This is a genomic window from Salinactinospora qingdaonensis, from assembly GCF_039539445.1.
In the GTDB taxonomy this organism is placed as follows: domain Bacteria; phylum Actinomycetota; class Actinomycetes; order Streptosporangiales; family Streptosporangiaceae; genus Salinactinospora; species Salinactinospora qingdaonensis.
The window spans coordinates 73,498-100,408 of sequence record NZ_BAABDD010000011.1 but is presented as its reverse complement, the minus strand read 5'-3'; the positions used below and the strand labels follow the sequence as shown (position 1 = coordinate 100,408).

27 protein-coding genes and 1 pseudogene are annotated in these 26,911 nt (G+C 64.7%); 7 read left to right on the top strand and 21 right to left on the bottom strand.

Annotated features, from left to right (window positions below):
* The first annotated feature begins 38 nt into the window (after positions 1 to 38).
* Positions 39 to 797: a GNAT family N-acetyltransferase gene (locus ABD848_RS13755; RefSeq protein ID WP_344971739.1), complete on the top strand. Its 759-nt coding sequence runs from the start codon at positions 39 to 41 to the stop codon at positions 795 to 797.
* 395 nt (positions 798 to 1,192) lie between these two features.
* Here the strand turns inward: ABD848_RS13755 and ABD848_RS13750 are convergent.
* Together ABD848_RS13750 and ABD848_RS13745 are read right to left on the bottom strand one after the other, a co-directional pair.
* Positions 1,193 to 1,670: pseudogene (locus ABD848_RS13750) on the bottom strand (hypothetical protein).
* 927 nt (positions 1,671 to 2,597) lie between these two features.
* Complete coding sequence (locus tag ABD848_RS13745) at positions 2,598 to 3,104, bottom strand: helix-turn-helix domain-containing protein (protein WP_344971736.1); 507 nt, start codon at positions 3,102 to 3,104, stop codon at positions 2,598 to 2,600.
* Positions 3,105 to 3,349: 245 nt separating this feature from the next.
* On the opposite strand from ABD848_RS13745, the gene ABD848_RS13740 reads away from it, so the two are divergent.
* Both ABD848_RS13740 and ABD848_RS13735 read left to right on the top strand, forming a co-directional pair.
* Positions 3,350 to 4,003 carry a hypothetical protein gene (locus ABD848_RS13740; RefSeq protein ID WP_344971734.1) on the top strand — a complete coding sequence of 218 codons (654 nt, stop codon included), beginning with the start codon at positions 3,350 to 3,352 and terminating at the stop codon, positions 4,001 to 4,003.
* A 93-nt stretch (positions 4,004 to 4,096) separates the two neighbouring features.
* On the top strand, positions 4,097 to 5,014 hold the full coding sequence (locus ABD848_RS13735) for a hypothetical protein (RefSeq protein WP_344971732.1): 918 nt from the start codon (positions 4,097 to 4,099) through the stop codon (positions 5,012 to 5,014).
* 52 nt (positions 5,015 to 5,066) lie between these two features.
* Here the strand turns inward: ABD848_RS13735 and ABD848_RS13730 are convergent, their stop codons facing one another.
* The 11 genes from ABD848_RS13730 to ABD848_RS13680 form a co-directional block, all read right to left on the bottom strand.
* Positions 5,067 to 5,333, bottom strand: coding sequence for a DUF397 domain-containing protein (locus ABD848_RS13730; protein WP_344971730.1), 267 nt, complete (start codon positions 5,331 to 5,333; stop codon positions 5,067 to 5,069).
* A 22-nt stretch (positions 5,334 to 5,355) separates the two neighbouring features.
* The gene (locus ABD848_RS13725) at positions 5,356 to 5,910 is read right to left on the bottom strand and encodes a helix-turn-helix domain-containing protein (RefSeq protein WP_344971728.1); all 555 of its coding nucleotides are present in this window, start codon (positions 5,908 to 5,910) and stop codon (positions 5,356 to 5,358) included.
* A gap of 157 nt (positions 5,911 to 6,067) precedes the next feature.
* On the bottom strand, positions 6,068 to 6,883 hold the full coding sequence (locus ABD848_RS13720; protein ID WP_344971726.1) for an aminoglycoside phosphotransferase: 816 nt from the start codon (positions 6,881 to 6,883) through the stop codon (positions 6,068 to 6,070).
* A 99-nt stretch (positions 6,884 to 6,982) separates the two neighbouring features.
* Positions 6,983 to 7,774, bottom strand: a complete 792-nt coding sequence (locus tag ABD848_RS13715) for an aldo-keto reductase family protein (protein WP_344971724.1) — start codon at positions 7,772 to 7,774, stop codon at positions 6,983 to 6,985.
* A gap of 8 nt (positions 7,775 to 7,782) precedes the next feature.
* On the bottom strand, positions 7,783 to 9,006 hold the full coding sequence (locus tag ABD848_RS13710) for a JmjC domain-containing protein (RefSeq protein WP_344971721.1): 1,224 nt from the start codon (positions 9,004 to 9,006) through the stop codon (positions 7,783 to 7,785).
* A 57-nt stretch (positions 9,007 to 9,063) separates the two neighbouring features.
* Positions 9,064 to 9,210, bottom strand: coding sequence for a hypothetical protein (locus tag ABD848_RS13705; RefSeq protein ID WP_344971719.1), 147 nt, complete (start codon positions 9,208 to 9,210; stop codon positions 9,064 to 9,066).
* 148 nt (positions 9,211 to 9,358) lie between these two features.
* Complete coding sequence (locus ABD848_RS13700; RefSeq protein WP_344971717.1) at positions 9,359 to 10,201, bottom strand: helix-turn-helix domain-containing protein; 843 nt, start codon at positions 10,199 to 10,201, stop codon at positions 9,359 to 9,361.
* Positions 10,202 to 10,209: 8 nt separating this feature from the next.
* On the bottom strand, positions 10,210 to 10,728 hold the full coding sequence (locus ABD848_RS13695) for a DUF6879 family protein (protein ID WP_344971715.1): 519 nt from the start codon (positions 10,726 to 10,728) through the stop codon (positions 10,210 to 10,212).
* Positions 10,729 to 10,730: 2 nt separating this feature from the next.
* Positions 10,731 to 11,186 (bottom strand): hypothetical protein, encoded by a 456-nt coding sequence (locus ABD848_RS13690; protein ID WP_344971713.1) that lies wholly within the window; start codon positions 11,184 to 11,186, stop codon positions 10,731 to 10,733.
* Positions 11,187 to 11,267: 81 nt separating this feature from the next.
* On the bottom strand, positions 11,268 to 11,702 hold the full coding sequence (locus ABD848_RS13685; protein WP_344971711.1) for an NUDIX hydrolase: 435 nt from the start codon (positions 11,700 to 11,702) through the stop codon (positions 11,268 to 11,270).
* Positions 11,699 to 12,463 carry a GntR family transcriptional regulator gene (locus ABD848_RS13680; protein WP_344971709.1) on the bottom strand — a complete coding sequence of 255 codons (765 nt, stop codon included), beginning with the start codon at positions 12,461 to 12,463 and terminating at the stop codon, positions 11,699 to 11,701. Before ABD848_RS13680 ends, ABD848_RS13685 begins: the two co-directional genes overlap by 4 nt.
* A 208-nt stretch (positions 12,464 to 12,671) precedes the next feature.
* Here ABD848_RS13680 and ABD848_RS13675 point away from each other — a divergent pair, with 208 nt between their 5' ends.
* Entirely contained in the window at positions 12,672 to 13,628 is a 957-nt protein-coding gene (locus tag ABD848_RS13675; protein ID WP_344971706.1) for a helix-turn-helix domain-containing protein, read from the top strand.
* Positions 13,629 to 13,735: 107 nt separating this feature from the next.
* Positions 13,736 to 14,281, top strand: coding sequence for an ATP-binding protein (locus ABD848_RS13670; RefSeq protein WP_344971703.1), 546 nt, complete (start codon positions 13,736 to 13,738; stop codon positions 14,279 to 14,281).
* 88 nt (positions 14,282 to 14,369) lie between these two features.
* Here the strand turns inward: ABD848_RS13670 and ABD848_RS13665 are convergent, their stop codons facing one another.
* Positions 14,370 to 14,801: a DUF2267 domain-containing protein gene (locus ABD848_RS13665; RefSeq protein ID WP_344971701.1), complete on the bottom strand. Its 432-nt coding sequence runs from the start codon at positions 14,799 to 14,801 to the stop codon at positions 14,370 to 14,372.
* 378 nt (positions 14,802 to 15,179) lie between these two features.
* Positions 15,180 to 15,557 carry a DUF1330 domain-containing protein gene (locus tag ABD848_RS13660; protein ID WP_344971699.1) on the bottom strand — a complete coding sequence of 126 codons (378 nt, stop codon included), beginning with the start codon at positions 15,555 to 15,557 and terminating at the stop codon, positions 15,180 to 15,182.
* Between the two features lie 1,001 nt (positions 15,558 to 16,558).
* Here ABD848_RS13660 and ABD848_RS13655 point away from each other — a divergent pair.
* On the top strand, positions 16,559 to 17,050 hold the full coding sequence (locus tag ABD848_RS13655) for a 3'-5' exonuclease family protein (protein ID WP_344971697.1): 492 nt from the start codon (positions 16,559 to 16,561) through the stop codon (positions 17,048 to 17,050).
* A 162-nt stretch (positions 17,051 to 17,212) separates the two neighbouring features.
* On the opposite strand, the gene ABD848_RS13650 is transcribed toward ABD848_RS13655, so the two are convergent.
* The 3 genes from ABD848_RS13650 to ABD848_RS13640 all read right to left on the bottom strand — a co-directional run bounded on the left by ABD848_RS13650 (position 17,213) and on the right by ABD848_RS13640 (position 19,353).
* A complete protein-coding gene (locus ABD848_RS13650) occupies positions 17,213 to 17,917 on the bottom strand; it encodes an SDR family NAD(P)-dependent oxidoreductase (RefSeq protein ID WP_344971695.1) in 705 nt (234 codons plus the stop codon).
* 312 nt (positions 17,918 to 18,229) lie between these two features.
* Positions 18,230 to 19,036, bottom strand: coding sequence for an SDR family NAD(P)-dependent oxidoreductase (locus tag ABD848_RS13645; RefSeq protein WP_344971692.1), 807 nt, complete (start codon positions 19,034 to 19,036; stop codon positions 18,230 to 18,232).
* A gap of 191 nt (positions 19,037 to 19,227) precedes the next feature.
* Positions 19,228 to 19,353, bottom strand: a complete 126-nt coding sequence (locus ABD848_RS13640; protein WP_344971689.1) for a hypothetical protein — start codon at positions 19,351 to 19,353, stop codon at positions 19,228 to 19,230.
* Positions 19,354 to 20,488: 1,135 nt separating this feature from the next.
* On the opposite strand from ABD848_RS13640, the gene ABD848_RS13635 reads away from it, so the two are divergent.
* Positions 20,489 to 21,157: an esterase/lipase family protein gene (locus ABD848_RS13635; RefSeq protein ID WP_344971688.1), complete on the top strand. Its 669-nt coding sequence runs from the start codon at positions 20,489 to 20,491 to the stop codon at positions 21,155 to 21,157.
* A 269-nt stretch (positions 21,158 to 21,426) separates the two neighbouring features.
* Here ABD848_RS13635 and ABD848_RS13630 read toward each other — a convergent pair whose 3' ends face one another.
* The 3 genes from ABD848_RS13630 to ABD848_RS13620 all read right to left on the bottom strand — a co-directional run bounded on the left by ABD848_RS13630 (position 21,427) and on the right by ABD848_RS13620 (position 26,767).
* Positions 21,427 to 22,785: an aspartate aminotransferase family protein gene (locus ABD848_RS13630; RefSeq protein WP_344971685.1), complete on the bottom strand. Its 1,359-nt coding sequence runs from the start codon at positions 22,783 to 22,785 to the stop codon at positions 21,427 to 21,429.
* A 164-nt stretch (positions 22,786 to 22,949) separates the two neighbouring features.
* Positions 22,950 to 24,773, bottom strand: a complete 1,824-nt coding sequence (locus ABD848_RS13625; protein ID WP_344971683.1) for a carbamoyltransferase family protein — start codon at positions 24,771 to 24,773, stop codon at positions 22,950 to 22,952.
* 23 nt (positions 24,774 to 24,796) lie between these two features.
* The gene (locus tag ABD848_RS13620; RefSeq protein WP_344971681.1) at positions 24,797 to 26,767 is read right to left on the bottom strand and encodes an iron-containing redox enzyme family protein; all 1,971 of its coding nucleotides are present in this window, start codon (positions 26,765 to 26,767) and stop codon (positions 24,797 to 24,799) included.
* Positions 26,768 to 26,911 lie beyond the last annotated feature (144 nt).

The window sequence follows — 26,911 nt, the reverse complement described above, 5'->3', positions numbered from 1 at the left end:
GGGCACAGCAGGAAGAGCGTCCCTCGATGCCGTCTGCGATGAGCAGTTCGGAAATGGTGCGGGGCGTGCAGGAGCGGGCGGCCCGGGCGCTGCCGGCGGAGTACGTGGCGGATATGGACGGGTGGTGGCTGCGCCATGCTCCCCGCTGCTCCTGGTGGATAGGGACAGTGCTCCCTCACGGCGAGGTCGAGCAGGATGCGTTGGTGCGACGGGTCGTCGCAGCGGAGAAGTTCTACGCTGCTCACGGCGCAGCCGCACGGTTCCAGATCACCCCGCCGGCGTGCCCGGAAGCGCTCGACACTGTTTTGGCGCAGCGCGGCTACCGCCGTCAGGGCAGCTTGTCGTTGCAGACGGCCTCGACCGTGCATGTCCTGGAACAGGCGCCGACAGGGGCGCCGCGGGTTCGACTCGACGGCCAGCCGAGCCGGGCGTGGTTCGAGGTCTGGCACGCGGTGCAGGGGCATAGCGGCGACGCCCGCGGCGAGTGGGACATGCTCACTCGTGTGCAGCGGCCCTCCGCCTACGCCCGCGCGGTGATCGGAGGCGATGTGGTGACGGTGGGCCGCGCGGTCGTCGACACCGGTTGGGCGGGAGTGTTCGGTATGGCTTCGCTTCCCGACGCGCGTGGGAAGGGCGCGGCCCGCAGCGTACTCGCCGCGCTTGCCGACTGGGCCGCCGGCCACCGAGCCAACCGTATGTATTTGCAGGTAGAGCGCGACAACTCCCCGGCCTTGCGACTGTACGAGCGGGTGGGGTTCAGCGAGGTCTGCCGTTACCACTACCGCGCCGTGGGGTGAGTCTTGGATTCCGTTCGGGCGTTTCCGAGAGTTCGAGTGCGCCACCCGGCAGAATCCATCTGCCGTCGTCGACACCCTCGCCGCCGTGTGGGGCGGCCACTCGTTGGTCGCTTTTCCTTTCTGCGCTGGCCTGGGTACGGAACCCCGCTGTCGTTCCGGTGTTCCCGTAGGCCGTTGTGTCCCGCTCCAGCCGCAGCCCCAGCCAACGCTGGACCAGATCAAGAACATCTTCAGGAATCTGCGTGCGCATATCCGCTTCACCGCTTTGCGGCGAGACACCCGCCATGGGCCAGCCCTTCGATCATGAAACCTTTGGTTCGTCCTTCCCGGCGAAAGGAAACGACAGCGGTGAGAGGTCCCTGTTTTTGTCGGAAGCAGCGGCAGAGGAGGGAAGGTCACTCGCGCCGTGCGCCTTCGGGCCAGATGATTTCCACCGGGACACCTTTGGCGTGCGCCGTTTCAACCGTGTCGCCGGTGCCGCCTTTGCCGTCGGCGGGGTGGCCGTCCCATACGGCGAACAGGCGATCGATATTACCGAGAATGGTGGAATTGGCTGCTTCGTAGGCGGTTCGCCCCGCGGTGCGATACGGCATGTAGCGCACCAGCGCCGAGCGCATGAGCAGCTCGTCGAAGACGTCCTTGTTCTCGGGCTTGACCTTGGTCTCGCGGTAGTCGACGGAGGGCAGGACAACCTCCAGGCGGCCCCCGCCTCTAGGACAGCTTCGGCGAACAGTTGATCGGCGCCGCGCGCCAGGCAGGAGAGCCCAACCAGCTCTCCTGTGGCGTGGGGGTGAGTGCGGCGTCGAGTGCCCGGCGCACGATCGGCACGGTCTCCGCAGAAAGGTTCGAGTGACCAGTGATCCCGATGCGCATTAGGCGCGCTCCTCCGTGTTCGATGATTCGCGTAGCAACGTATGTGACACCTGTTCCCGAAGTTGCGCCACAGAAGAGGTTCGGTTATAGGCGGCAGCTTCGGCATACCAGTCACCCAGCCGGCGACGTACGCGGCCTGATCCGAGTCGACTTTCGAGTGATGCCGCTTCTCCCACAACCCGGGCAGCCTCCACGGGTTCGCCCAAGACCAGATAGGTCCTGCCTAGTCCAATCAGATCGAAGGCACGGTTGCGTACTTTACTGGAGGGGCGCAGCTCCAGTGCCCGACTGATGTAGCCGGCGGAGCGCTCAGCTTGCTTTCGCCGTATCGAGGGGTCTTTCTCGATGGCAGCCAGGTCCCGGTAGCGTGCCCCCACGACCCCGGCCAGTTCGGCATGGTCGAAGCCGCATGCCCATTCGGGAACGTCTCGACCGTTCCCGGAACCGATCAGTTCTTCGGCTTGGGAAACGCTGCGGTGATATGACTTGGCACGGCCCATCTGCGCGTAGCACCAGCCCTCACGAGTCCGCAGCATGGACAGCACTGAAGGGGGCGTCTCGTGGGCTTGAGCACTGTCCAATGCGATCCGAGAGAGTTCCAGGGCCTCCTGCGGGCGTTGTAGATCCAGCATCTGGCGGGCCAGGTCGGCCAAGACGCCCACCCCGTAAAGTCGATGCTCCGGACCGGCTTGGTGAAACGCACGTAGGGACAAGGTGTAGTACTTCTGTGCTGCGCTGTGCTCGCCCTCGTCATAGGCCATGGCGCCACTGATTTTCGACAGTTCGCCCATCACCAGAAACAGGCGAGCCTGGTCGGTGGGGGAGCGCACCTCCTCGGCGATTTCGGAAACCTCCGCGAGTTGACCGAGGACGGCTTTGCGTCGGATACCCAGGCGCCAGCGGTCGTCCCAGTGGCGTAGAGCAGCGCTAGTCGCCTCGATTCGCTGGAGTTCTTCTTCCCCGATGGCCTTGCTGCCTCGGGGAACGAGGCCAGGGCTTGGCAGCAGCCAGTGCTCGAACGTCTCCGTCAGCGCCGCGCCGACAATCAACGCGCCCCCCCGTCCTGAGGGCCTCTCTTCGCTTCATCAAGTCCTTCAGCGTGTTCTCGGAGATATCAAGGAGTGTGCTCGACGCCGACCATAGATCACCGGAGTCGGCGGGAGCCACGCCGCTCGCCCCTATTCCGCCAACGTGTGTGATTGCGGAGTCCGCGAGGCCAAGGAGTCTGCGGGATTCGTCTGGCATCCCCAAGCCATCGGCAATGCGCTGCCAGGTACGAAGCGCTGAGATCTCGCGGCGCCCTCGCATGATCACACTGACGTGGGGCTGGGGCATGTCGACTGCCGCGCCGATCGCGTGCTGACTCGCTCCAGCGAATTGGCGTACGAGCCGTAGCAGTTCCCCAGCATCGTGCTCGATGAGCGCTTGTGCCACATCAGCCCGTCGCCAGAACGTATTCGGTATCGGAAGCCGAGGGGGGAAAGAAGAGCCGCTCACACATACCGCCTGTGTATATCGCCGCGGGATTCCTAACGGTGAGAAGGGTGACGTTCCATTGTCTTGCTGTGCTCCTACCCAACCCTCAACCGTGCGGATCTCGAAAGGAAAGATGTATGAGCGCTCCGAACCCCCTGGTTACTGTTGAGCTTCCGGTGTCCTTTGACCCACGTTGGAGCCGGATGCCCGGAATTACCGTGGATGGGCGCATCATCCGCCTCGCACCCCAGGAGTATTTCTTCCGTCAGCAGGCGCGTACCTGGAAGTTGATTGACTGGGAGAAGGTCACCGCTGAGTTGCTGCCAGTAGAGGAGACCTCCGTAACCTCAATCGAGCAGATCACCCTGGATTACATCACCGACAACGCCCGAACCACCGAGAATCCCGCCGAGGTGCTGGCCACCGCATGGCGCGTCTACAGCTATCTCTTCCGTGCCGAGTACGCGCCGACGCTGGGGCTGGACGGAATAACCGAAGCCCACCTGCGGATGCTCGCGGAAGTTTCCACTTTCACCGCCCTCAACAAGGTCGAGCAGGACGGCAGGATCACCAATGTGGGTCCCTGCTGGTTCTTCGCCGACGCGGCTCAAGTCGTGTTTGAACTCGATGAGAGGACGGTGGGACTGCTCGATGAGGTGTACCACGGAGGATGGTTCAACGAGAACCGTCGAATCGAGAGCGTCAAGGCCCACGCCGCTCTTGGCGGGCGGCTGGTGCATGGCTGCCAGTCCGTACCCGACCGGCGAGGCGGAGCCGTGGCTCCCTACGGCACACCCATGGATCGTTTCCGCGACGAACTCGCACAGTTCCGCGACGCCTGGAGCGCGCGTGCGTGACCTCTGCCGTACCTCCGACTGAAGGCATCTGGGCATCGTTCCCCGCCGAGCGGCGGAGGGGAGCTTCCCCCGGAAGGAGAGGAACGAACCGCCATGCGCGCAGGCGACATTGAGCAGGCACGAGCCACGCTGCTGAAACGTATCGACGCCGCCGAGTCCATTACGCAGAGGGAGGTGCTCCACAGCTGGGAACTCTCGCACGTGGAGCGCATCAGGTTCTCCGGCGGGCATACTGTCATCTTCAAATGCGCGAGCGATCCCTTCACCCATGAGCACGAGGCTCTTAGTGCCCTCTGGCAGGCGGGCGTCGATGTCCCCCGGCTGCGTGTCGCCGTTCGCAGCGGCCCGCTGCTCGGGATGGTGCTGGAAGATATGGGAGAGCCCGATCGTGTGCCTGAAGACGCCGACGGGGTGGCAGCGGCCGTCCACCTGCATGCGGCAGCTACGCCTCCACACCTGCCGCCGGCAGATCACGCCTGGCTGGCCTCCCTGCCCGATCGCGCGTTGCGCAGCCTGCGACTCTTGCAGGAGAAGAACCGTTGGGAAGGTGTCGACGACATCACCCGGATGCTTCAACAACTCAGCGTCGGCAGTGTGCACCGCTGCGAAGGTGTTCTCGTTCCGCCCTACGGGTGGGTCCACTCCGAGTTCCACCCGGAGAGCCTGCACATCCGTGACGAGCGCGTTCGCCTCTACGACTTCGCACGCGCCTTCCACGGTCCCGGTCTGCTCGACCTGGCTTCCTGGCACGGGACCGTGGACGAGCCCGATCCCGCGGCCACGCGTGGCCTGCTTGAAGCCTACGTCGCCGCGGGAGGCGAATCCGGCGCGCTGGCATCTCGGGGAGGGCTCGAAGCCGAGCACTGGGCGCTGGGCTGGCATCGGGTCTGGGCTGTGGAGTGGTTCCTGTCCCAGGCCCTCGTCTGGATCGACGACCCCGCCGCCGACCCTGCCTACATCAGTGTTGTGCGCCGTCACGCAGGTGACGCCGTCACGTTGCTCGCGGTCTGACCGGAGGCGGGAGCCCATGACCACAGGCGCGGGTATCGCTCGGAGGCGAGGGTTAGAGACCGTGTCCTTTGACGGCGTCGATGAAGGCACGCCACTCGGCAGCGGGGAAGGCCAGGGCGCCCAGGTCCCGATGCTTGGTGTCCCGGATGGCGGCGCCGGTCTCCCAGCCGGCTACTTCCACGCAGTGACTTTCAGTCGCGCTGTAGCTGGCTTTCTGAAACGAAAGTGGGGCGTGGGCTACCTCGACACAATTAGCGGAGGCACTTGAGTAGGTGGAAGTGTGGAAGGGCGCTTCGTACTGATCTGGGATTTTATCCATGGGGTATCGGTTTTCTGTCGGTTTAGGCGTGGCTCGTCAGCAAGCTTTTGAGAAGTTGGACGGACTGCTCTTGCGAGAGTGCTGCTCCGCAGGCATAGGTGAACCGCGTTCGGTGGAGCGCCACTTCCTCCTTGCCCTCAAGACTGATATGTCCTTCTGCGCCGGCCTGGGCACCGCCGTATGGGCCGAGTTCGCCCTGACCGCCCCGCCCGATGACCAGCCGCCACACCCCTCGCCTCCGAGACGCCCTCCGCCGCAGCGCCCGCCCGGGGGAGCGCCCCGCTTCGCGGGTGCGCGACGTCCTCGCCGCGCCGCGCGGGCGCCGATTCTCCTCAGGCGGGGGCGCCCGCAGCCGCAGCGGCCCCGAAGCGGCCGAGCGTCGCTGCAGCACGGCGGTGCCGCCCTGTTCGATGCAGCGTTTCCAGCGCCGCACGCTCTCGGGCGAGACTCCCACCATCCGCGCCACCTCAGCTTGGGAGTGACCCCGTTCCAGCGGTTCGGCGACGCGCATCCGTCGGGCCTCGGCCGTCTGCGGCCGTGTCAATGGGGGCACATCAGCGGCATCACGCTCAACCATGGGGGCATGCCGTGATGATCGCAGGCCACCCACCCATCCCACCCGGTTAATGAAAAGATCAGTAGTCCGATCAGATCGAAGGCATGGTTATGTACTTGAGCTGTCAAGGACGGCGGGAGTTTTAGGTGTTCGTGTCCTTTGCTTTTTCGGGAGTCCCTTACTGGTCGAGTTGTGTCATCAGACCGGACGCCGCTGTTCGGGCAGGCTCGGTGAACGGCATTGACCGGCCGGTACGCGTTGCGGCTCTTAAGGCGTTGGCGCAGAACAGCAACATCGCGATCGTGCCGGACCGTGACTGGAGTTCGTCGCTGAACTCGTGCTGAATCCGGTCGGCCAGAGATGGTACCCCCAGCGAGAATCCCCAGAGAGTGGCCGCGTCCAGGCCACGCGGCCCGGAGCCCCAGTCTTCCCAATCCAGCAAGTGACAGGTAGGAGCGGTGAGATTGCCCCAATGCAGGTCGGCGTGGGCCGTGCGCCATTCGTCGATTGTCGTTTCGATACCGTCGCCGAAGACCTCGCGGATGCGTCGTGTCACGTGCTCCTGACGCATTCCCACGCGCTCGGTCTCGTGTCTTGACAGCGCTGCGAGTGACGTGGCGAGTCCGCTCCACCAAGCGTCGGGAAGCTGCGGATCAGCGGTAACGCTGCCGTTGGGGGAGATAACCGCGGAGTCGACCAGCGTCATTTCATCGGCCCGCCATACCGCCTCGCGGTCGTCGTCTCGCCAGCGCACCGAACGCAGGAGTTCGGGCTTGGCCACTCCCTGCAGTACTGAGGCGCATTCGGCTCCGGTCCAGGACTGACCATTCATGGAGAACACACTGCGCCGCTGCAGCCGCACCCAGGTTCCCGCGTCGCTACGGAACCCCGCTGTCGTTCCGGTGTTCCCGTAGGCCGCTGTGTCCCGCTCCAGCCGCAGGCCCAGCCAACGCTGGACCAGATCAAGAACATCTTCAGGAATCTGCGTGCGCATATCCGCTTCACCGCTTTGCGGCGAGGCACTCGTCATGGGCCAGCCCTTCGATCATGAAACCTTCGCTGTCAGCCGCTTCATTTTTACAGAAACCATGGCTTACTGTGACAGATTTCTCGTCTTCCGTTTGGAGAGAAGGTGCCGGTAACGTGTTACGGCGGCTGCATTGACGCTTCGCTCTGTGGCAGCGAGTAGCTCGTGGAGATGGTCGGTTCTATCGGTGCCTACCGCGACCCGGCTGACGTTGGGAAGGTGGAAAGACACTCGGAACGCTGCTTGCAGGTAAGAGCAGTCTCGTTCGCTTGGAGGCAGGAAAATGCGTGTATCGATCTGGTGCCAAATCGGATCTGTACTACTTCCTCCAAACGGGCTCATTCCCCACCGCGCTTCCGGTGTAAGCGCGAAGTTCTGGGTCAATGCCTCGCCTGCGGCGAGAGTAGCGGCATTGACCGTCAGTCCGGATCGAAGCATTAGTATCTTTGGTGCTGGCAGCGTTGAATTATAGCGGTCGGTAAAGAGTCTCAGAAGCGGAATCGGATTCCATGAGGCGATACCCCAGGATTGGCACAAGCCATCACTAGCCGCCTCCTCTAAGGAGGTGCAGGCAGCCGCTAAGAGCGCTTGACCATATGCCGGATTCAGGCCGGTAAGAGTATGTTCCGGGTTATGTAGGAATATCACGGCTGGAGGGATTCCTAGCTGCTCGACGGCTTCTTCTACCGCCTGCCGGAGCCGCGAAGGAGACAACGAGTGTTCAAAGCCGTTGCTCGTCCGAAAAAAACCGACTTTAGTTGAGATATCGAAATCTCCCAGCAGGTCGCCGGCCCGCTTGCTGAGGATCTCATGGGCTCTGAACCCATGATAGTTGTAGCTGGTGTCGATCTTGCGCACACCTAAGCTCAGGGCGTCTTCGAGTAGCCTGCGTTTGCAACGAGACCGGTAAAGCCCGAGGACAACTCCGGAGTCAGTTCCGCGCACAGTTCTTCCTTTAATAGGATTTTGGCTATCTGTCCAGCGTCGATGTCGGTTGACTCACCGACCTCAGTGATACGTACAGGGTTTCCACTGAGAAAAGAACGCAGTGCCGGTCCGGCCTTCGCTGTGAACGTGAGCTTCTTTCCGGCTGCGAGAACAGCGACTGTTTCACTGCTCTCCTCGATTTTTGGTGGAAACTCAGTGATGCACACGATCTCGGTCGGTGGGCCGAAGACGGGCAGGTACGGAACGTGTCGAGGTGTGGGGCGCTGCTGCTCTCGGGCTGCGAGGAATTCTTCGGGAGGATGAGACTTGATGAGTTGAGAAGTAGAGGAAGTGAGTTCCTCGCGCTGGGCGGCGTGTGCGCTTGGATCGCTCCCTCGGTACAGGTCATGACGGAAGAGTTCGTGTTCACGGGCACGATCGGCTAGCCAGGCGATCCAGTTCACGCCAGCGCGCTTCACGAATCCGAAGGTGGCGTGCAGGCTGAATCCCGGACCATGTTCCATTCGGGTGGCCTGGTGCCAGAAACCTCGCGGTATGTGCATGAGGTCGCCTGGCCGCATGATGCCTGACCAGAGGACTTCCTCGCTTGGCATGTCGTTGGGCTCGGCATCTCGGTACATCGGTGCCGGGCGGGAGGCATTACGGACCTCCCAGCTCTTCTCCCCTGCCAGTTGAAGAATTAATACGTCATGATCGTCCCAGTGAAGCGAGAAACCCGCCGCCTCTTGGGTAGTCAAGTAGGAGTTGACCTGGACAAGTTCATGGGACCACCATTGCAGTGCCCGACAGGCGACCTCCATTGTGGGGTCGAAGAAGTTGACTTCATCAAGTACAAGAGTGCAGCCGTCGTCCAGGAGTCGTCCGAGCCGAGACATGTCGGCTATCCGGACGCTCTGCCCCCGCCTGCTGACCGCATCGGTGAGGAAGCGTGCGGGGTGCAGCTCTTCACCGGAGCGAAAGCACCGGAACTGCGGAGCGGATAGACTTCGCCGCATCACCAGATCAAGCAGCCGGTCTGGGGGCAGTAGGCGAGCTGGCAGTTCGGAATCGCCGATATTGCCGCGAGCAAACTCCGTACCTAACGCATCGGGACCGGGCCAACCGAAAGCCTTTTCGATCGCGTCGACGAACCGATGATCCATGGATTCCCTTGCTTCAATTGGAGGTGGAGTCTGATGAGGGAGCCAGAGGCCAACAGGTCAGGGCTCGACATGCACGAATCCGTCTCGGTTCTCCCCATCGTCTCCCACCGAAGTTCCTGTGGGATCGGAGTGTTCGGCGTCGAATCGATCATGCGCCGCGGCTAGGTACTCGACCGCTACAAGTAGTTCGTCCTGATCACTCATAATTCATCAGCTCCGTTTGAATAGGTCATGAAAAAATCGGGCAACCGCTGGACTGTGCGCTGTTCTCTGCGTGTAGCCAGCCGCTGCCGTCCGGTTGGGAACGTCACAACATTAAAGCCCTGCTTGGCTCGATTCCAAGGATGTTGCTTCAGGTTGCAGCAATCTCAGCCATGATTTCTCGGATGAGCACACGAGCTTGGTCGCCGTATAGGGCTGAGCGTTCTAGCCACGAGAACGCCTTGACGTAGAGAGCGATCTCCCGAGGTTGGGTGATCGTCAGATGCGCCGAGGTGGTCTCGATGCGAACCGTATGTTCGTCGAAAATCAGGAATGACTCTCCAGGCCATAGTTCCCGCGGCGTCTGGGCGGGGATGACGCCGAGTGAGACCCGCGGCAAGTTCATGACGGCGAGAAGCCGGTCCAACTGGCCGAGCAGCACCTCACGGGAGCCAAGCACCGTACGCAGCGCGCTCTCTTCCACGAGAAATAGGAACCGACGGTCACCCTGATAAAGAAAACGCTGACGTTCTACGCGTGTCGCTACTGCCGCATCAACATCGCTACTGGAATTGTAGAAATTGTCGGCGATCTGTAGTGTGGCGGCAATATAATTGGCGTTTTGCAATAATCCGGGAATGATGCTAGCCTCGTATATGCGGAATCGAAGATTCTGCTCATATAATGAGAAAGAGGATTCCTGGACTTGTTTTAATCCGTCACTGAGTCGACGGCGCCATTCGACATACATCCCGTCGATATTGCGGATAGTTGCTATCAGTTCAGGGATTTGCTCTTCGGCGGAGCAGTGGGAACACCAAGCGTGGATATCGGCCTCAGACGGGCTGGTCACCGCGTTTTCCAGCTTGGAGACTTTGGTGTAGTGCCAGCCCGCCAGGGAGGCTAGCCGGCGGCCAGTATGGCCAGCGTTCTGGCGAATCTCCCTAAGACGTTGCCCCAGGGCTTCCCTGGCCTGCTGGGCCGGTTGAGACACGAAAAAACTCAGTCAGGTTGGTACTCGTGGTTGGGTATCGCCAATTCCCAGACCGCGGTGAAGGCCGACTTGCACAGCCCAACCACACTGGGGTCAGTGGTCAACTGTCGTTCCGTCACTCTACCGTCACCACCGAAGACACTGAAGATCACCGTCTCGTCGTCGAACAGCCAGAAGTCGTTACCGGGAAGGGCGATCGCTGAAGCGAGCCGGCGAGGGAGCCAGCGGATCTCCTCGCCGGCATCAACGAACAAGTGGGCATCCATCAGAACCCAGCGAATGTAGTCGGTGACGGGCTCAGACACGATGCGCGCTCGCCGGAACACCTTGCCGGATGCCGTTGCTGCTCGTACGTTGTCAAACCAGGGCTTCAACCATTCGCTGTTATCTTTCCCTTGTTCTTTCCATTTCTGAAGATGAGGCTTCTCTGCCTCAGTGCCATAGGTATCCCACATCTCCAGGTGGAGGGCTTCTTTTTTGAAGTTTGCAAAATAATCTTTTCGCTCTTTGTTGCTGATTAGCTTCACATCTACCCGGTTTCCAGTAGGCGTTCTATTGCGAGGCGTGGGATATTGACGCAGGTTTCGTGGCTGGGGATGTCCATCTGGGACAATGTTTCCGAGTCAGTGACTCGTTGACCTTGCATAAGGTAATTCCCATCTTCCTTGACGTGGACTATGGGAGGAGCAATGTGGGCCACATCCCCTTCCAGGCCATTTTTATTGAGATGAGAAAGAAGTTGACTGGGGACTTCAACGACCGTTTCATGATCATGGAGGTCCAGCTGGGAGAGGATTGCGATGTCTGTGACGATCCACCCCTGTATGACGTAAGAGTCCTGATCTGTCGCATACAGCGTTGGGGACTCGTCAGGCTTGGAGTCCTTGCCGAGGAATGTGAGCCGCATGAACTTGTTCTCCCAAACAGTCAGCAGTCGGTGGCTGCTCTCTGTGATGACACTCCAGCATGCGACGTCTTCCGTCAACTGTGATTCGCTTCCGGTTGCGGCAGGGGAGGGCTCAACGGAAAGCAGGGCATACAGGGCATGGCTGTGTGCCTAGCTTCGTCACTCATAAAGGAGGAAAGTTCCGTCGTGGGATCGCACGAAAGGGCCTCCGGTGGAGAGAGCGTCAGCGATGCGCACTCCACGTGCCTCTGGTGCGGCTTCTATGGCGTCGTCGGGAGTCATCCATGCGGCTTCGTGAGCTTCTTCGCTGGTCCTTAGCTCCCCGCCGATTGGTTCACACAGAAACGCGAGTGATACTACGCCAAGTTTCATGTTTTTGTAGACGCCGACCAGCCGAATCGGTTGCGCCTGGATGCCAGTCTCTTCGTACACTTCTCGGGCCACGCACTTTTCGGGTGTTTCCGAGAGTTCGAGTACGCCACCCGGTGGAACCCACCTGCCGTCATCGGCACGTTTGATGACGAGAACCTGACCGTCGTCAGGTCGGACCACGATGCCTGTGACGCTGACGCTATGAAGAGGGTCTGTGCTCATGCCTCCTGCTTCCAGGAGTAGGTGAGCCGCCATTGGGATGCGGCCAGGATGTTCGAGCATGCCTCAACCGGCCGCTCGGTGGTATCAAATGCTGTGCGTAAGATAGAGAACACGGGTTGCCCTGAAGTGACGTCAAAGAACGTAGCTTCTTCCTGCGTGGCACCGCGTACCTCGATATCTTCGGTGAAGCGCGCCGGCGGGAACCCGCGTGCTGAGATCCGTTCATAAATGCCACTGGGGCCGACGTCGGGCATGGCGATCTCCACATCTCCGGCGACCTCCATGGGGATGTAGGACGTGGCGATCTGGATCGGTTTGGCGTCAGCGAACATGTGCCTCTTACGGACCAGTACCTGCTCCGACTCATCCAGGCCGAGAACTTCAGCTATGTGCTCCGGCGCTTGTGCGGCGCCCCAGTGCACCAGCTCTGTGTGTGGTGTCAGCCCAGCTTCGGACAGCCCTTCGGCATAAGAGCTTCCACTCTGGCTTCTGCGGTAGTCCTTGTCTATCTTGCGCACGCGTTTGACGGTGGGGATCTCCAGCACCACAGATCCTCGTCCGTGCTCGGTGCGTATCCATCCTTCTGCCTGGAGCATGGCCATGGCACGGCTGATCGAACTCTGGTTCAGGTCAAACTTGCGAGCAAGATCCGGTTGGCTGGGCAGGGAAGAGCCGGGAGCGTAGTCGCCCCTCTTGATGGCCTCTCGCAGGAGAGCGGCCACCTGCTTGTACCGCGCTTTCGGCGGTTCGAGGGTGCTCATCCGACTGTCACCTTCCGACATGTGTGTACTCGCGTCTTTACCGTAGCGGTGGCTCGCCTCCGTCACGGCATGGTCATGCTGTCAGACTCTCCACAACTTATTGCATAAGCGTTGACAGATATCGCATAAGTTTCTATCTTTGTTCTTGGCTACCGAGGGCTTTTGCCTCGAAGCGCAGCGTTAGATCTACTTCAGGAAGGGGTTTGAGATGGGTGTCGATAGCCGTCGCGACGCAAACCAGCGGAACGACAACTACGAGGCCGCTTCACACACTGCGGACTGGTCCCGGCTCGGGGAGCGGATTCGAGCGGCCCGGAAGAAGCTCGGGTTGTCGTTGGCCGACCTGGCCGAGTGGGTGCATGTCGGGGAGTACACGATGGGCCAGATCGAGGCGGGCGAGGACGATCCCGGGCGGCGGGTGATCGACCTCCTCGATGCCAAATTCGGCGCCGAAGGGGTGCTCGCCGACGCCTGGGCGCAGGTCTACATCAGCCACCACGTCCGCAGCGGCTCACGTGTGGACCAGTTGCAGCGGGAGGCGTCCCAGATCCGCGCGTTCTCGCCGCTGATGCTGCCCGACTGGTACCAGACCGAGGCATACCATCAAGCGCTGAACCGGGTCGAGCGTCCGATGGAGTGCACCTCCTACGTCGCCGACCGGCCCAAGCTGCGCTCGCTCATGGCCACCGGGTCCGGGCCGCCGTTCCACTGCCTGATCCTGGACGAGGCCGTCCTGCACCGCAGGGTCGGCACCCCCGAAGTCATGCGCGAACAGCTCGCCCACCTGCACCGGCTGGCCCAAGCCTCCTACATCACCCTCCACCTCATCCCCTCCGGCACGGCCCACCACCCCGGGCTGCGCGGCGCGTTCTGGACACTGGACTTCTCGCCGCGCCACACCCTGGCCTACACGCCGCACCCGCGCGGCCCCGGCGCGCTGGTCACCGACGCCACTCAGATCAAGGGCTACATCGACCTCTACGCCACCCTGCAAGGCGCTGCCCTTCCCGCAGACGCCTCCCTGACGCTGCTGGAGGAGACCATCGAACAGGCCCAGCCGCGTAAAGCCATCACCAGCGGCACCACCCCCGACCCCGGCGACCCGCTCGCCCAGCACAGCAGCCGGCACACCCGGCAGCGCCCGGCGCCCGCAGCCGCCGACTAAGACCCTCGTCCCGCTGGGTGACGGCCGCGCACGAAAAAGCTCTGGCGGGTGCCACAACACCCCCAGAGCGCGGTCAGTCAACCAGCCAATGGAACGGAGCAACTGACATGTCCATTGTGCCTTACATCAGCACCGGACCGGTAACCGTGCGTCGGGGTGAACTTACTCCGCGCGTCTATCCCGGCGACTTGGCCCAGACCTCCCGCGTGCGCGCCGAACTGCGCAGCGACCTGGCCCGGCTGCGCAGCACACAGGACGACCCGATCGGCCTGCCCGACGACCTGGTCGACACGGTCGTGCTGTGCGCCAGCGAAGCCTTCGCCAACGCCGTCGAACACACCCGCTCCGGCGAGCCCGGGGGAGAGGTGCTGCGCGTGCTGTCCGCGCCGACGCCGCAGCGGCTGCGGCTGGTCATCGTCGACGACGGCGCCGCCGAGCCCTACCCCGACAGCCCCGGCGAGTCCACGGCCGAACACACCGCAGCCCAGGACGAGGGCGACTACGCCGAACGCGGGCGCGGCCTGCTGCTCATCGACACCCTCGCCGCCGCCTGGGGCAGCCACCCGCTGGTCGCCTTCCCCTTCTGCGCCGGTCTGGGTACCGTCGTGTGGGCCGAGTTCGCCCTGCCCACCCCGCAGGAGGCCACCCGGTGACCGTCCCGCCGTGTCCCTGCGCCCGTAGCGTCATAGGCGATGGGCGGGGACACGGCGGCGCTGGCTGTTGTGGCGTGTGCCGGGACGGTTACGTCGACTCTGGGGAGACCAACTGGCGAAGCTCGTTGGGCAGTTGGGCGAGGGTGTGATCGAACGCGCCATTGCCCAGGCGGGCGCGGATCACCCCTGAGACCACCGCGATCTTCTCCGACGCTTCGCCGTTTCCGATCCGGGCCTCTTGCGCGAACCTGGCCACGAACTCGGCGCGGTCGTACTTTTCGGGCACTTTGTTGGGGCTCCACCCGTCGTAGAACACCCCGCGCAACAGTTCGGGGAACCCCGCCGCCAAGTGCGCGGCGGCCTCGACACTGAGCCGGTCGCGCAGCGTATGCAACCACGCCCGCAGCACCCGGTAGGTGAACTGTCGATCCGTCGTCTCGAACCCGTTGGCGACATCAGCAAGCCACGTGTTGGAATTGTGAATACTGCGGTCGAGATTCTCCACACCGGTGAATGCCACCTTCACCCCTCCAACGCAGTCTCGGCACCTCCACGGCAGGAACGGTCCACACAACCGCCCCGGGCGCGTGCTGCCCTCGCGCTATCCTTACCGTTTTCTGCCGTTGCCCCTGCCCACACGGCTACGAAGTACGCGCCTCCGTTGTCCCGGTGAACCCGCTGGGAGGGGCAAGGAGGGGTGGTTACGGCGGAAGCACCGCCCAGAGGTCGGCTAGGTTGGTGTTGTTCGAACGGCCGGGGTGTGGGATGCGTGGGGGTGTTCGTCGTTCGCTCGTGCCTCGATCGCTGCGCGATCTCGGCAGCCCGCGGGGGCGACAGCGGGCGTGCTCACCCGCGTGCGCCCACCCCCGCCCGCGCCGACCTTTTCAAAAAACAGAACCTAGGAGCCGCCGCGAGAGCTCCAGGGCACGGTGGGCTGGAGCACGGCCTCTTCCAGGCCCCGGGTGCGTAGTTCGGTGATCTCCCGGTACTCGGGGTCGGCGACCATGCGGCTGAACGCCTCCCGGCTGGGGTAGCGCACCAGCAGCACCGCGTCCCAGGCTTGTCTCTCTTCGGCGACCAAGGGGGAGGTGCCGTCGCCGGCGTAGAGCAGTTCGGCTCCGTAACGCTTCAGAAATTTGCCCGCCTTGCGGCTGTACTCCTCGTAGGAAGCGCGGCCCTCCGGGGCGAAGCGCAGCAGGTTGAGCATAACGACGGGGCCGCCCGGGTCCTCGGCCATCAGTTGCGCGAGAGCGGAGCCTGTGGGATCGACTGCCATCGCTGTCTCCTTGTCCTCGTCGGCCGTCCCGAAGCGACCGGCACCAGCCGTGTCGGGGGCGGCGAAAGTAGGGGTGTGTCACACCACTCTTGCATACCGTCTAGTCGGTCTCCGTGTTGGGTGTGTCCGTACGCAGCTCACGCCCCGAAGTGGAGTTCGTTGTGCCCTGCCTCCTGGGCTCGAGTTCTAGTGGTCGTTGCGACACCCCACTCCTGAAGGGGTGCGATGGACGACTTCGAGATCCGCAAGGAGCGCCGGGGCGTTTCCCCAGTGTCACCTCCGGTCGAGGCGTTACCCCACGTGCCCTGGGAATCTCAAGCCGAGCGAGCTCAAAGCGTTTTGTCCTACAGCAAAATTCTGGGAAACTGGATAGCAAAAGCGCGCTTGCCGCAGCCGAGGAGGGGATCGCCGCCCAGCCGTCCGACTCGATGCGGATCGCTATGGCGACAGCAGCGACTCCCGCCCGCCGGTCGTTCTCGCTGCCTTTCTTGACCACCGGTCACCCCAGACCGACAGCACCGACAGCGTGTGAGTTTTCCGCCGCTCGTGCCTCGATCGCTTCGCGATCTCGGCAGCTAGGGGGCTGTGTCCAGGGTGAGTGACAATGGCTTGGCGTCGTTAAGGTCGCTCTTCCCTTCGCCTCGCGGCTGTGTCCAGGGTGGGCGCCGTAACTGACGCCGTCGCAGGGGAGGGCCGACCGTGACTGTGTCCCGAGCTATAACGGCGTTCTTTCACTCCGTGGCCGCCTGCATCTCCCTCACCCCAGTGCCGCCTGCGGCTTTTGAGGCCACCTTAGCTACCGCGCCCCGCAGGCTGCCGAGATCGCGCAGCGATCGAGGCACGAGCGAACGGTGCCGCCTTCCCACCCTGCTTGACAACCCCTATAGAAACCCCCCTGACAACAAGGAGTGCTTGGCTCGCTCCTCCGGGCTCGGCAAGCGGCAATTCGAGATCACCCGACCGGCCACCTCCGCACACCACCGAGGCCACAGGGAGCATCAATGAACAATCTCGTGTTCGTGGACTGCGAAGCCCGCGGCACAAGCCCGGTCAACGGCACACTCACCGAGTTCGGTGCGGTCCACTACACGACCCGCACAACGTTCCACGGGCGCCTTTTCAAAGGCAGCCCCGATCCGGCGAATCCAGCGATCCCCGTTGTCGGCGAGCGAGTGGCGAGCGATCAGGAGGTCGCCGCCGCATTCGCCGAGTGGCTACGGCAGGTCTGCGGTAGAAACCGTCCTTCCTTCGTGAGTGACAACGTCGCTTACGACTGGCAATGGGTCGCGGCCATGTTCGACCGGGCCGGTATGGGCAACCCCTTCGGCCACTCCGGACGGCGGATCAGCGACTACTACGCCGGCCTTACCGGAAGTTGGGACAACACCCAGGCATGGAAACGGCTTCGGGAGACCGTTCACGACCACAATCCGGTCAACGACGCTATGGGAAACGTCGAAGCGTTCGAGCGTATCCAGAAAGGTGAAAGGTAGCTCGTTGCGAGCAGACCGTGCGCAGCGAGCCGGGGCGCATGCTCGGCGAGGCCGAGGCCGCAGCCACCGGCGCCCCTCATCGGCCGGCGAGCCGACGTTTCGGCGCGCACCGGCACGTAGCGACACGCCCCGTTTCGGCGATAGCCGAGGCGGAAAAGGCCGTTACGCGGGCTGGAGGCTGCGCTCCTTGGCGTCGTAGTGCAGTACGGCGGTTCGGTCTCCGAGCGCCTTGAGTACCGTGGCGAAGAACTCGTGCTGGTCGAAGGGGCGGGGGAGCACCCGCGGCGGCGAGCCGGCGATCGGGCGCTCCACCAGGCCGGTGGCCATGTGCGGCGCGCGGATGTCGAGCACGGAGACCTTGCGGCGCCGCAGTTCCCCACGCAGGGCGCTGAGCCATGCGGACAGCGCGGCCTTGCTCGCCGAATAGGCGGCCATCCCCGCGGTGGGGGTGTCGACCAGCACAGCGCTGATCGCGGCCAGCGTTCCCCCGGGCCCCACGTGTGGGACGGCTCCGCGCAGCACCGCCATTGGCGACAGCGCGTTCACCAGCATCAGTTGTTCGTTGTCGGCGTCATCCTCGTCGGTGGCAGCGCCGAACGCGGCTATTCCGTGCGCAACCACGACGGCGTCCAGCCCACCGAGTGTCCCCGCGGCTTCCGCCGCGAGCTCAGAGCAGCGTTCCAGGTCCATCGCGTCGAATTGCAGCGTGGGGGCGTCGCCATAATGGGCGCTCGCCCGCGTCAGCCGCTGCCGGTCGCGCCCCGCCAGGGCCACGTTCGCCTTCGCCTGCCACAGCGCGTCGACCAGCCCGGAGCCCAACACCCCGGTGGCACCTGTGACCAGGACTCGGGTTCCTGCAATCTCCATGGAGACCCTCTGCCCACCGGCAGTGACACCAACCTTGCTCACGTGGCGCGGTGGCCCACGCTTACGAGCCGCACCGACCGGTAACCGTGGCGAAAACGGGCAGGGAAACCGGGAAGGCCGTGCCCCGCCGGTGCCGCGGCCGAGTTAGGTTGTTGTTTTTCCAACGGCTGGAGTGTGGGCTGTGGAGGGTGTTCGTCGTCGGCTCGTGCTTCGATCGCTGCGCGATCTCGGCAGCCCGCGTGGGCGACAGCGGGCGCGCTCACCCGCCCGCGCCCGCCGCCGGCCCTCGCCGCCCTTTTCAAAAAACAGAACCTAGATCTCCTTGAGGAAGCCGGCGTCGACGGCGAGGTCCGCGCCGGTCGTGGCGGCCGAGCGCGGCGAAGCGAGCAGCGCGACCGCGTCGGCGACCTCTTGGGCCTCGACGAGTCGGCCGGTGGTCAGGTTCATCATCTCCGGTACGACGGTGTTCAGCACGCTGTCGCGATCGGTTCCGGCTTGGGCGGCGATCATGTCGGCGACCCCGCCCTCGTCGGTCCACCACGGCGTGCGCACCGGCCCCGGCGAGACCGTGTTCACCCGGATGCCCTCCGGGCCGAATTCGCTGGAGAGTTCCTTGGTGAGGTTGCTCATCCCGGCCTTGGCCGCCCCGTAGTCGACGTTGATGGGGGAGGGCTGGCGAGCGTTGACCGAGGAGACGTTGATGATCGCCCCGCCGCCGCGCTTGCGCAGGTGCGGGATGGCGGCACGGATGGCGCGCGCGGCCGAGAACAGGTTGAACTCGAACATGGCGCGCCACTCCTCGTCGGTGGCGTCCAGGAACGACTGGCGCGGCAATACGACACCGGGGGGCGGGCCGCCCGCGTTGTTGACGAGGATGTCGAGCCCACCGAAGATCTCGACGGCCTGGTTCACCACCTGGGCGGGCGCTTCGGCCGCTGTCAGGTCGGCCGGCAGGTGAACCAGCCCCGCTCCGGCGAGCTTGTCGAGTTCGGGGCTGCTGGAGCGCGAGACCGCCACGACCTTGGCGCCTTCGTCGAGCAGGGTGGCGGCGACGGCCAGCCCGATGCCTTTGGAAGCGCCGGTAACGAGGGCGACACGGCCGGAAAGTTGCAGGTCCATGGAGTTCCTTCGCGGTTTCGGGGGCTTGCCCGCTCACGTAGGGCGGGGCGAGCGGTGTGTTCCGCTTTCCCCGAAAGGAACACCGTGACCGGCGAAAGGGTTGCACCGCGCGGCCCACGTATCTGCCTAGAGAGGGGGCAGAAGAGGAGACGCCGGCTCCGGGGCCGTCACCCCGGGGCTTCCCCCGGTTGTCACCGCTGTCTTTGCGCCGCCTCGTCGGGGCCGCCGTTGTCGGGCCGCTTTTCCGCGGCGAGCACGATGTGCTCGTACAGGGCCGCCTGGCGGGACTCGGCGTCGCCGTCGCGGATGAGCGCCACCAGGGGACATGCTCATCGGTGATCCCGTGCAGCCGGCGCTCGGGCGCACCGCCCCTCCGATGCGGCTCTGTCGTGCTCGTCGCGCGCGGTGGCGGTCGTGGCCGGGGGTCGGCGTTCTCGTCTACCGCGTCAAGGCTGCGCAAGACCGCGAAGGCGAGGACCGCCACCAGCACGCCCACGACAGCCAGAACTGTGAAACCGTACACCGGCGGGAATCGGCCGGTGGTGAGCAGACTGAACCCGGTCCCGGCGGTGCCCCACGGCCGGCAAGCCCTCCAGGGGTGACAGCAGGCTGTTGGGGCGTGTCCGGGCGAGCATGCACATCCCACTCCTCTCCAGCCGCACCACCAGGACGTTCTGCCCGAGGTCGACGAGTGCGTTGAGCGCACCGGCGGCGATCAGCCACCCCACAAAGGAGGCGCCCCGCCCCCGGCGACCGCCAGACAGACGCTGCACGCCTAGAGCCCCGCGGCGATGGGAGCCACCCGTCGGGCGCGGTAGCGCCCGACGATCTGTGGTGCCACCAGCATGGTGGCAGTGACGCCCACCACGGACCCGCTGCGTGCCAGCTTCTAGCCGCGGCCCCGACAGGCCCAGCACCGGCTGCAACTCAGGCAGCCGGGACGCCAACGCGGCATGGCCCGAACCGTTGAGAAAGAACAGCGCCACCACGGACCACACCAGTGGCCGTCGCCAGAGCGCACGGGCGGATGCGGCGTCGTCGGACTTGTCGATGGGGCAGCGTCGTAGGCCACGTCGATCTGCGACTCGGCACCGTCGACGGCGCGGGCGCTCAGCCGCGCGACGTCCTCGTCGGACCCTTCGTCGTCGAGCTGCCAGCCGCGCGCCTGCACCGACAGTGGACCCGTCCAGGGGTGTGCGCCTTGCCGCAGGTGGTGCGGGTGCGTGTGCGACGGACGTGGGACGGTCCCGTCGATTCCCTCGAGTGTCCCGACATGTGGGACCCGCCCCTGTTCACGCGGTCACGATCGGCGCTGTCGCCTCCAGTCGCCTCGGCACGAGCAGAGCCCAGGTGGCCGGAGAGAAAAATAGTCACCCAACCGGTGTTTCGACCGATGTGCGGCATTGTAAGGGTTCTTGATACTCGGAGGTCGACCCGAAAGGAGAGCGCGTAATGCGACTTGTTCTCACGCCTGTGGCGGCCGCGCTGACGTTGCTCGCCATGGCCCTGGTGCCGACGACTGCGCACGCTCAGGAACGCGACCCCGTTCTCTTCGTGCACGGCTACAGCGGAGACGCCGGCAACTGGGATTCGATGATTTCCGACTTCATCGCCGACGGGTGGCAGGCCCAAGACCTGCACCCGATCACCTACGACTACAACGCCTCCAACGTGGAGACCGCCGAGCTGATCGCCGACGAGGTCGACGCCGTCCTCGCCGACCCGGCCCACGACAAGGTCGACATTGTCGCCCACTCCATGGGCTCGCTGTCCTCTCGCTGGTACGTGAAGTTCCTCGGTGGCCAAGACCACGTCGACAACTGGATCTCGCTGGCCGGCCCCAACGAGGGCTCCATCGTGGAACTGCCGTGTGTGCAGACCGAGCCGTCGTGCCAGGAGGTCGTCGTCGGCTCTTCGTTTCTGTCCCAGCTCAACTCCGGTGACCCCACCCCCGGCGACGTCACGTACACGACCTTCCGGTCGTTGTGTGACTTCATCGTCCGCCCCAGCTCCAACGTCACCCTCTCCGGGGCCGACAACCGCTACGCCGGCTGCGTGGGCCACATCTCCTTCCTCAACGACGACGGGGTATCAGCGGAGGTCCGCGACATCCTGAGCTGAGCCGGCTCCCGCAGCCGCTCAAGCCCCGGCCCGGTCGAGCGCAGCTCCTTCCGCTCGGCTGGGCCGCTGCCTGCCCCAGACGGGGAGTCACCGTGTGGACGGCGTCGCCAGCGGTTCCGGGGCACGGTTCCCGCCCAGCGGGTGCCGGGAAGCTGCGGCGGGCCACCGCCCGCGCCGGAAGCGGTAGCCCGCCTATCGAGTGCCTTGGAGACAGGGCGGTGGGGCATCCGGTTTTTCCTGGGCGAACCGCGGAACCGGCCGGCCCAGCGCTACACGGGAGAAAGCTCCTGGCGCCACGCCTCGAAGGCGGCCGTGATCGACGCCTGGACCCGCTCGACCATCGTGGCGGCCTCGGCGTCGGTGGTCACCAGCGGAGGTGCCAGGAGCAGGTGGGCTCCCGCAGTGCCGTCCACGGTTCCGTGACCGGGATACAGCAGCACGCCGTTCGCCAGTCCCGACGATTTGAGGAGCTGGGAGAACCGTTTCGCGTGAGGAAGCGGGGATCGACCGTCCTCCGGATCGACGAACTCCAGGCCGAGGAACATGCCACGGCCGCGCACGTCGCCCACTACCGGCGTCTGGGTCTTCACTTCCTCCAGAAGGGATCTCAGGTACCGTGCCACACCGACCGAGTTCTCGAGAACGCCCTCTTCACAGACCGCCTTCTGGACGGCGAGAGCCACGGCTGCGCCGTGGGGGTTGTTGACGTGGGTCTGCCCGTTTTCGAGGACGCCCGACCCCTCGCGAAGCGGACGCATGACCTCTTCAGTGGCGAGCAGGGCCGACATCGGCGCGTAGCCGGCGCCGAGTCCCTTACCCACCGTGACGATGTCGGGCTCGACGTCGTCGTCGTGGAAGGCGAAGTAGCGTCCGGTCCGACCCAGCCCGCACATGATCTCGTCGAGAAGCAGCAGGACTCCGTGCTTGCTGCACACCTCCTTCATGGCAGCGAGGTACCCGGGGACGGGGGGAACGGCTCCTGAGGTGGAGCCGACCACCGTCTCCATGACGAAGGCCGCCACGCGCCGGCTTCCGACCCGCGTGATGGTCTCGTCGAGCTCTCCGGCGAGTCGCGCCACATAGCCGGAGTCGGTCTCGCCCTGCCGTTTCTCGCGGAAGCTGTAGCAGGGGCTGACGAATTCCACGGGTGTCGTGAGCGCCGGATCGAAGCAGGCGCGACGCTGGGTGTTCCCCGACAGGGAGAGCGTCGCCAGAGTACTGCCGTGATAGCTCTGGCGTCGTGAGACGAAGACGGTGCGAGACGCCTGCCCGCGCTCCATGTGGTGCTGTAGCACCAGCTTGAGCGCGACCTCCATGATTTCGGAACCGCCCGACATGAAGTACACGTGGTCGAGCCCCGCACTGCGATCCGTCAGGTACGCGGCGAGGTCCTGGACGGCCCGGGTCGTGAAGCTGCCGGCGTGGACCCAGGTGACGTCCCGGGTCGAGGCTTCCATGGCTTCGACGATGCGAGGATGGCGGTGTCCCAGGGCCGATACGGCCACGCCGCCGCAAGAGTCCAGGTAGCGGTCGCCGTCGCGCGAGACCAGTGTCAATCCCTGACCGTCGACGATCTCGATCGGCGGGACATGCAGACTCTTGCTGATGAGCGGGGTCGGTGTTGCCACAGTCACTTCTCCGTCCGACGAGCGGGCGTGGTCCACATGCTGCTACGACGCCGACGCATGTCTCGGCGCCGCCAAGAACTGGGGTGAAGCACCGCCAACAGCCACGGCGGCAGGTAGCCCACAACGAACCGGGCACTGTACTTCATCGTCTGCATCGCGGGCTCCTAGTCCAGCGGGATCTCGGACCTCCAGTCCTCCTGCGAATCCCTGAACTCAGGCTGGTCCTGTTTTCGCAGCAGGAAAGGTCCAATGGCGAGCGTGTCCATTTCGGTGCGCATAAAGCAGGTGTAGGCGTGCTCGGGCGTCATGACGATGGGCTCGCCTCGAACATTGAACGACGTGTTCACCAGCACCGGGCACCCCGTGCGAGCCGCGAACCGGGAAAGCAGCTTGTGAAACGACGGGTTGCTGGTCGATGTGACCGTCTGCACCCGTGCGGAGTAGTCGACGTGGGTCACGGCCGGCACGGTGCTACGGACATCGTTGATCGATCCCAGCCCGCCCGCGGTCTCTCGGCGCAGGTGCGGTACGACGTCGGAGACCACAAGCATGTAAGGGCTCGGGCTCCGCCGCAGGAAGAACTCGTCAGCGTACTCGTCCAACACCGCGGGCGCGAACGGGCGAAACGACTCCCGGTACTTGATCTTCAGGTTCATGGTGCGCTGCATGGCCGTGTCGCGGGGATCTCCCAGGATGGAGCGGTTTCCCAAGGCACGCGGCCCGAACTCCATGCGGTCCTGGAACCAGCCCACGACGTCTCCCTCGGCAAGGCGCGCCGCGGTGGCCTCCCAGACGTCCTCACCGTGGTCCTCGTAGACAGCACCGAAGGCGTCGAGGCGACGTCGGATCTCTTCGGGGGCGTATTCGGGCCCCAGGAGAGATCCGTGCATGCCGTCGTTACCGGCGGTAAAGAGGTGGGGGCGCTTGCCCATGTCCCGCACCGAGGCGTCCATGGCGGCTCCCAGCGAGCAGCCGGCATCGCCCGCGGCGGGCTGGATCCACAGCTCGCGAAACATCTCTGTGCGATCCAGGACCCCGTTGGCGACGCAGTTGAGAGCCACACCGCCGGCCATCACCAGATGATCGAGCCCGGTGACCTCCTGCGCGTGCCGCGCAAGGCCGAGCACGGCTTCCTCAGTGACCTGCTGCACCGAGGCTGCCATGTCGCAGTGGAACTGCTCGATGTCCTCGCTCTCGGTGCGGCAGCGCCGCCCGAAGAGACGCTCGAAGGTGCGTCCCACCATCCGCTGCCCGTGCTGATAGTCGAAGTACCACGTGTTGAGCTCGAAGGAGCCGTCCACCTTGAGGTCGATGAGCTCGTCGCGGACGAGGTCGGCGTATCGGGGCCGGCCGTAGGGGGCCAGGCCCATGAGCTTGTACTCGCCCGAGTCGACCTTGAACCCGCAGTACTGGGTGAACGCCGAGTACAGGAAACCGAGGGAGTGCGGGTAGTGGATCGCTGCGATCTGTTCGAGAGCCGTTCCGTCGCCGCGCCATATGGAGGTCGTCTCCCACTCCCCGACGCCGTCGATGGTGAGAACGGCCGCCTTTTCGTAGGGCGACGGAAAGAACGCGGACGCGGCGTGCGAGCGGTGGTGGGTGGAGTGCCTTATCTCGCAGGACTGGCCGGGGAAGAGTTCCGATAACTCGTGGCGGACCGTGGCGAGTACGTTCCGCTTCCACGAGTCCCACTCGGGCATCGCGTTGACGAACGCCTTGAAAGCTCGCGGGCCGGCGGAGCGGAAGTTCGACCGCACGCGGTCGTATTTCAGTTCCGGGTCTTCGTAGTAGACGACGGCCTCAAGGTCGCCCAGCTTCAGGCCGGCCGACGAGAGACAGTAGGCGACGGCGTTCTTGGGAAAAGACGGGTCGTGGCGGCGGCGCGTGAATCGCTCTTCCTGGGCGGCGGCGCGGACAACGCCGTCGACCACGAGGGTGGCAGCGCTGTCATGGTAGAAACTCGCTATGCCCAGATAGGCATTGCCCACTGCTTCCTCCTTTTCGGTTATGGCTAATGGGCGGGTGCGGGAGTCTGCTGCCGCCAGGGTCCGTTCAGCTCCTCGTTGTGGGTTGCACGGGCGTTTTGGGATATGGAGCGGTTGTCGGTGGCCCGGGCGGCGCGTAACCGCCGGAGCGCCTTGCCCACTCCCGACTCCTCGAAGAATCCCGGCTTGTCGCGGCGTGGGGCGAGCGAGGCGAATCCCACGCGGATGCGCTCCCACAGAGCCGCCAACGCCGTGTCGTCGGTTCCCATCGTCGCCGCGGCGTCCATGAACGACTCGATGGCGTCCGCCGCCCACGCCGAATGGCCGGTTGACACGTTGTCGATGGTGTTGTGGATGTCCACGAACACCGTGGGGAAGCCATAGGCCTTCAGCGCCTCTCGGGCGGTCCGGTAGGAGCCCCCCACGCCGGAAAGCTCCATCGCGAGGTTGAGGCCCAACACTTCCGGCTGCCGGCTATTGGGGACGTGTCCGATCGCCAGCCAGTACACCGGAAGCTCGAAAGACGAATCGTTCAGCAGTTCGGAACGGGCGAACTCCGGGCTCGCGGTCGGGGGCAGGGTCACCCCCATCCCGTGCAAAACATCGCGGTACAGCTTCGGGTGGTTGATTGTGATATCCCCATTGCCCAGTTCATCCCAGTAGGTTTCGAACAGCGAGAAGCCGATGCGCGAGGATGCGAGGGTCACATCGGTGAAGCCGAGGAGCCAACTCCCGTCGATGAGGGTGAGCGGTGCCAGTTGGACGGTGGACTCGATGAGTTCCTCACGGGAGGGAAGCTCGCTTCGTGCGGACTCCAGATCGATCTCCTCGGCGTGCTGCTCATGCGCGCGCAGCAGCCACTCCCTGAGCCCGCCGGGCGCCGGCGGTTGGGCGGGGAGCGGGAAAGGGTGCCGGTCAAGGCTGTTCCGCGCCAGGTCGAGCCAGTAGTCGATGTAGTCGTCGGCGAACCGGCGGACACGTGGGGCACAGTGGCGCCCCTGGAGCGCCACGTAAGCTTCGCGGATGTTCGAGGGAGGCTCGTCTGCCGTGGAGACGTGGCGGCAACGGTGGGCGCCGAAGCGCGGGGCCGCCGGTGACGACTCCTGCGGTGCCGATGAGCCGGGAGCCTCGTCTGCGCTTTGCCGGTCGGGCTCGGCGAGAGAGGCGATCCAGCGAGAGATGACGTCGCGATCCTCCGGGGAGAAGATGCGGAACATAGGACCGCCGAAGTCGGTGAGCTTTGTGAGGAGCCGGCTCTCGTCGGGGGCGCCCGGTTTCACATACCGTGACTCGGCCAGCGCGGCCACGAGTCCGCTCGGGTCCTCCCGAGCTTCTGCGAACCACTCCTGGATGGTGCGGCCGGCGAGTCGGGACTGCTGGTGGTAGACGGAGGCCTCGCGTGCCCGTTGGCGCATCAGGCTCAGCATCGCGGCGTGTGGATCGTCGTCGTTGGAGGCGTTGCGCCAGACGGCGTGCTCCCAGTGCCGCAGGAGCGCCCGCATCAGTTCCTCACCCCACCGCACACGTTCCATGTCGATCGGGGCGGCGCTGATCACCTCGCTGACGCGCTGGTGGAGCCGCGGCTCGGTTGCATCATACGAGGCGCCCAGGTCGAGCCGGGACCATTCTCCCTGGACGCCGCAGCGGGCCAGTCGGGACCACGGCGCGAGGAGCCCGGTGCGGCGCAGATGCAGGTCGGCGCCCAGCAGCTCCGCTAGATAGCAGTCGGGTCTGCGGCTCAGCGCCAAGATAACCGCCGGGGCGACGAAGACCTCGTCGGCGAGTCCGCTGAGGTCGCTCAGTTTGGCGCGTGTGGTCGCGTCCTCGGTGAGGCCGTGTGTCGCGAGGGTCCGCTGGAAGGCGTCGAATCGCGCGGCATGCGGTGCGCCGACACCGATGTCGTGGGAGTAGACGGCAAGCAGCACGAGGTGTTGGTCATCCTCGAAGACGCTCGGTGACGTGAGCGAGTGCAGCGTGGCGCCCAGGGCGGCCGCCATGGGCTGCGTCCCGCGGAGCACCGAGCGTATGAACACGGGGGAGGGAGTCCTCGTGTCAGCGTCGGGGCAGGCGGCCCCCGCCTCCTGCGCTCCGGTTAGGCGGTCCACCTCGCCCAGGAGCTCATGGAGTTCTTCGACGGACCA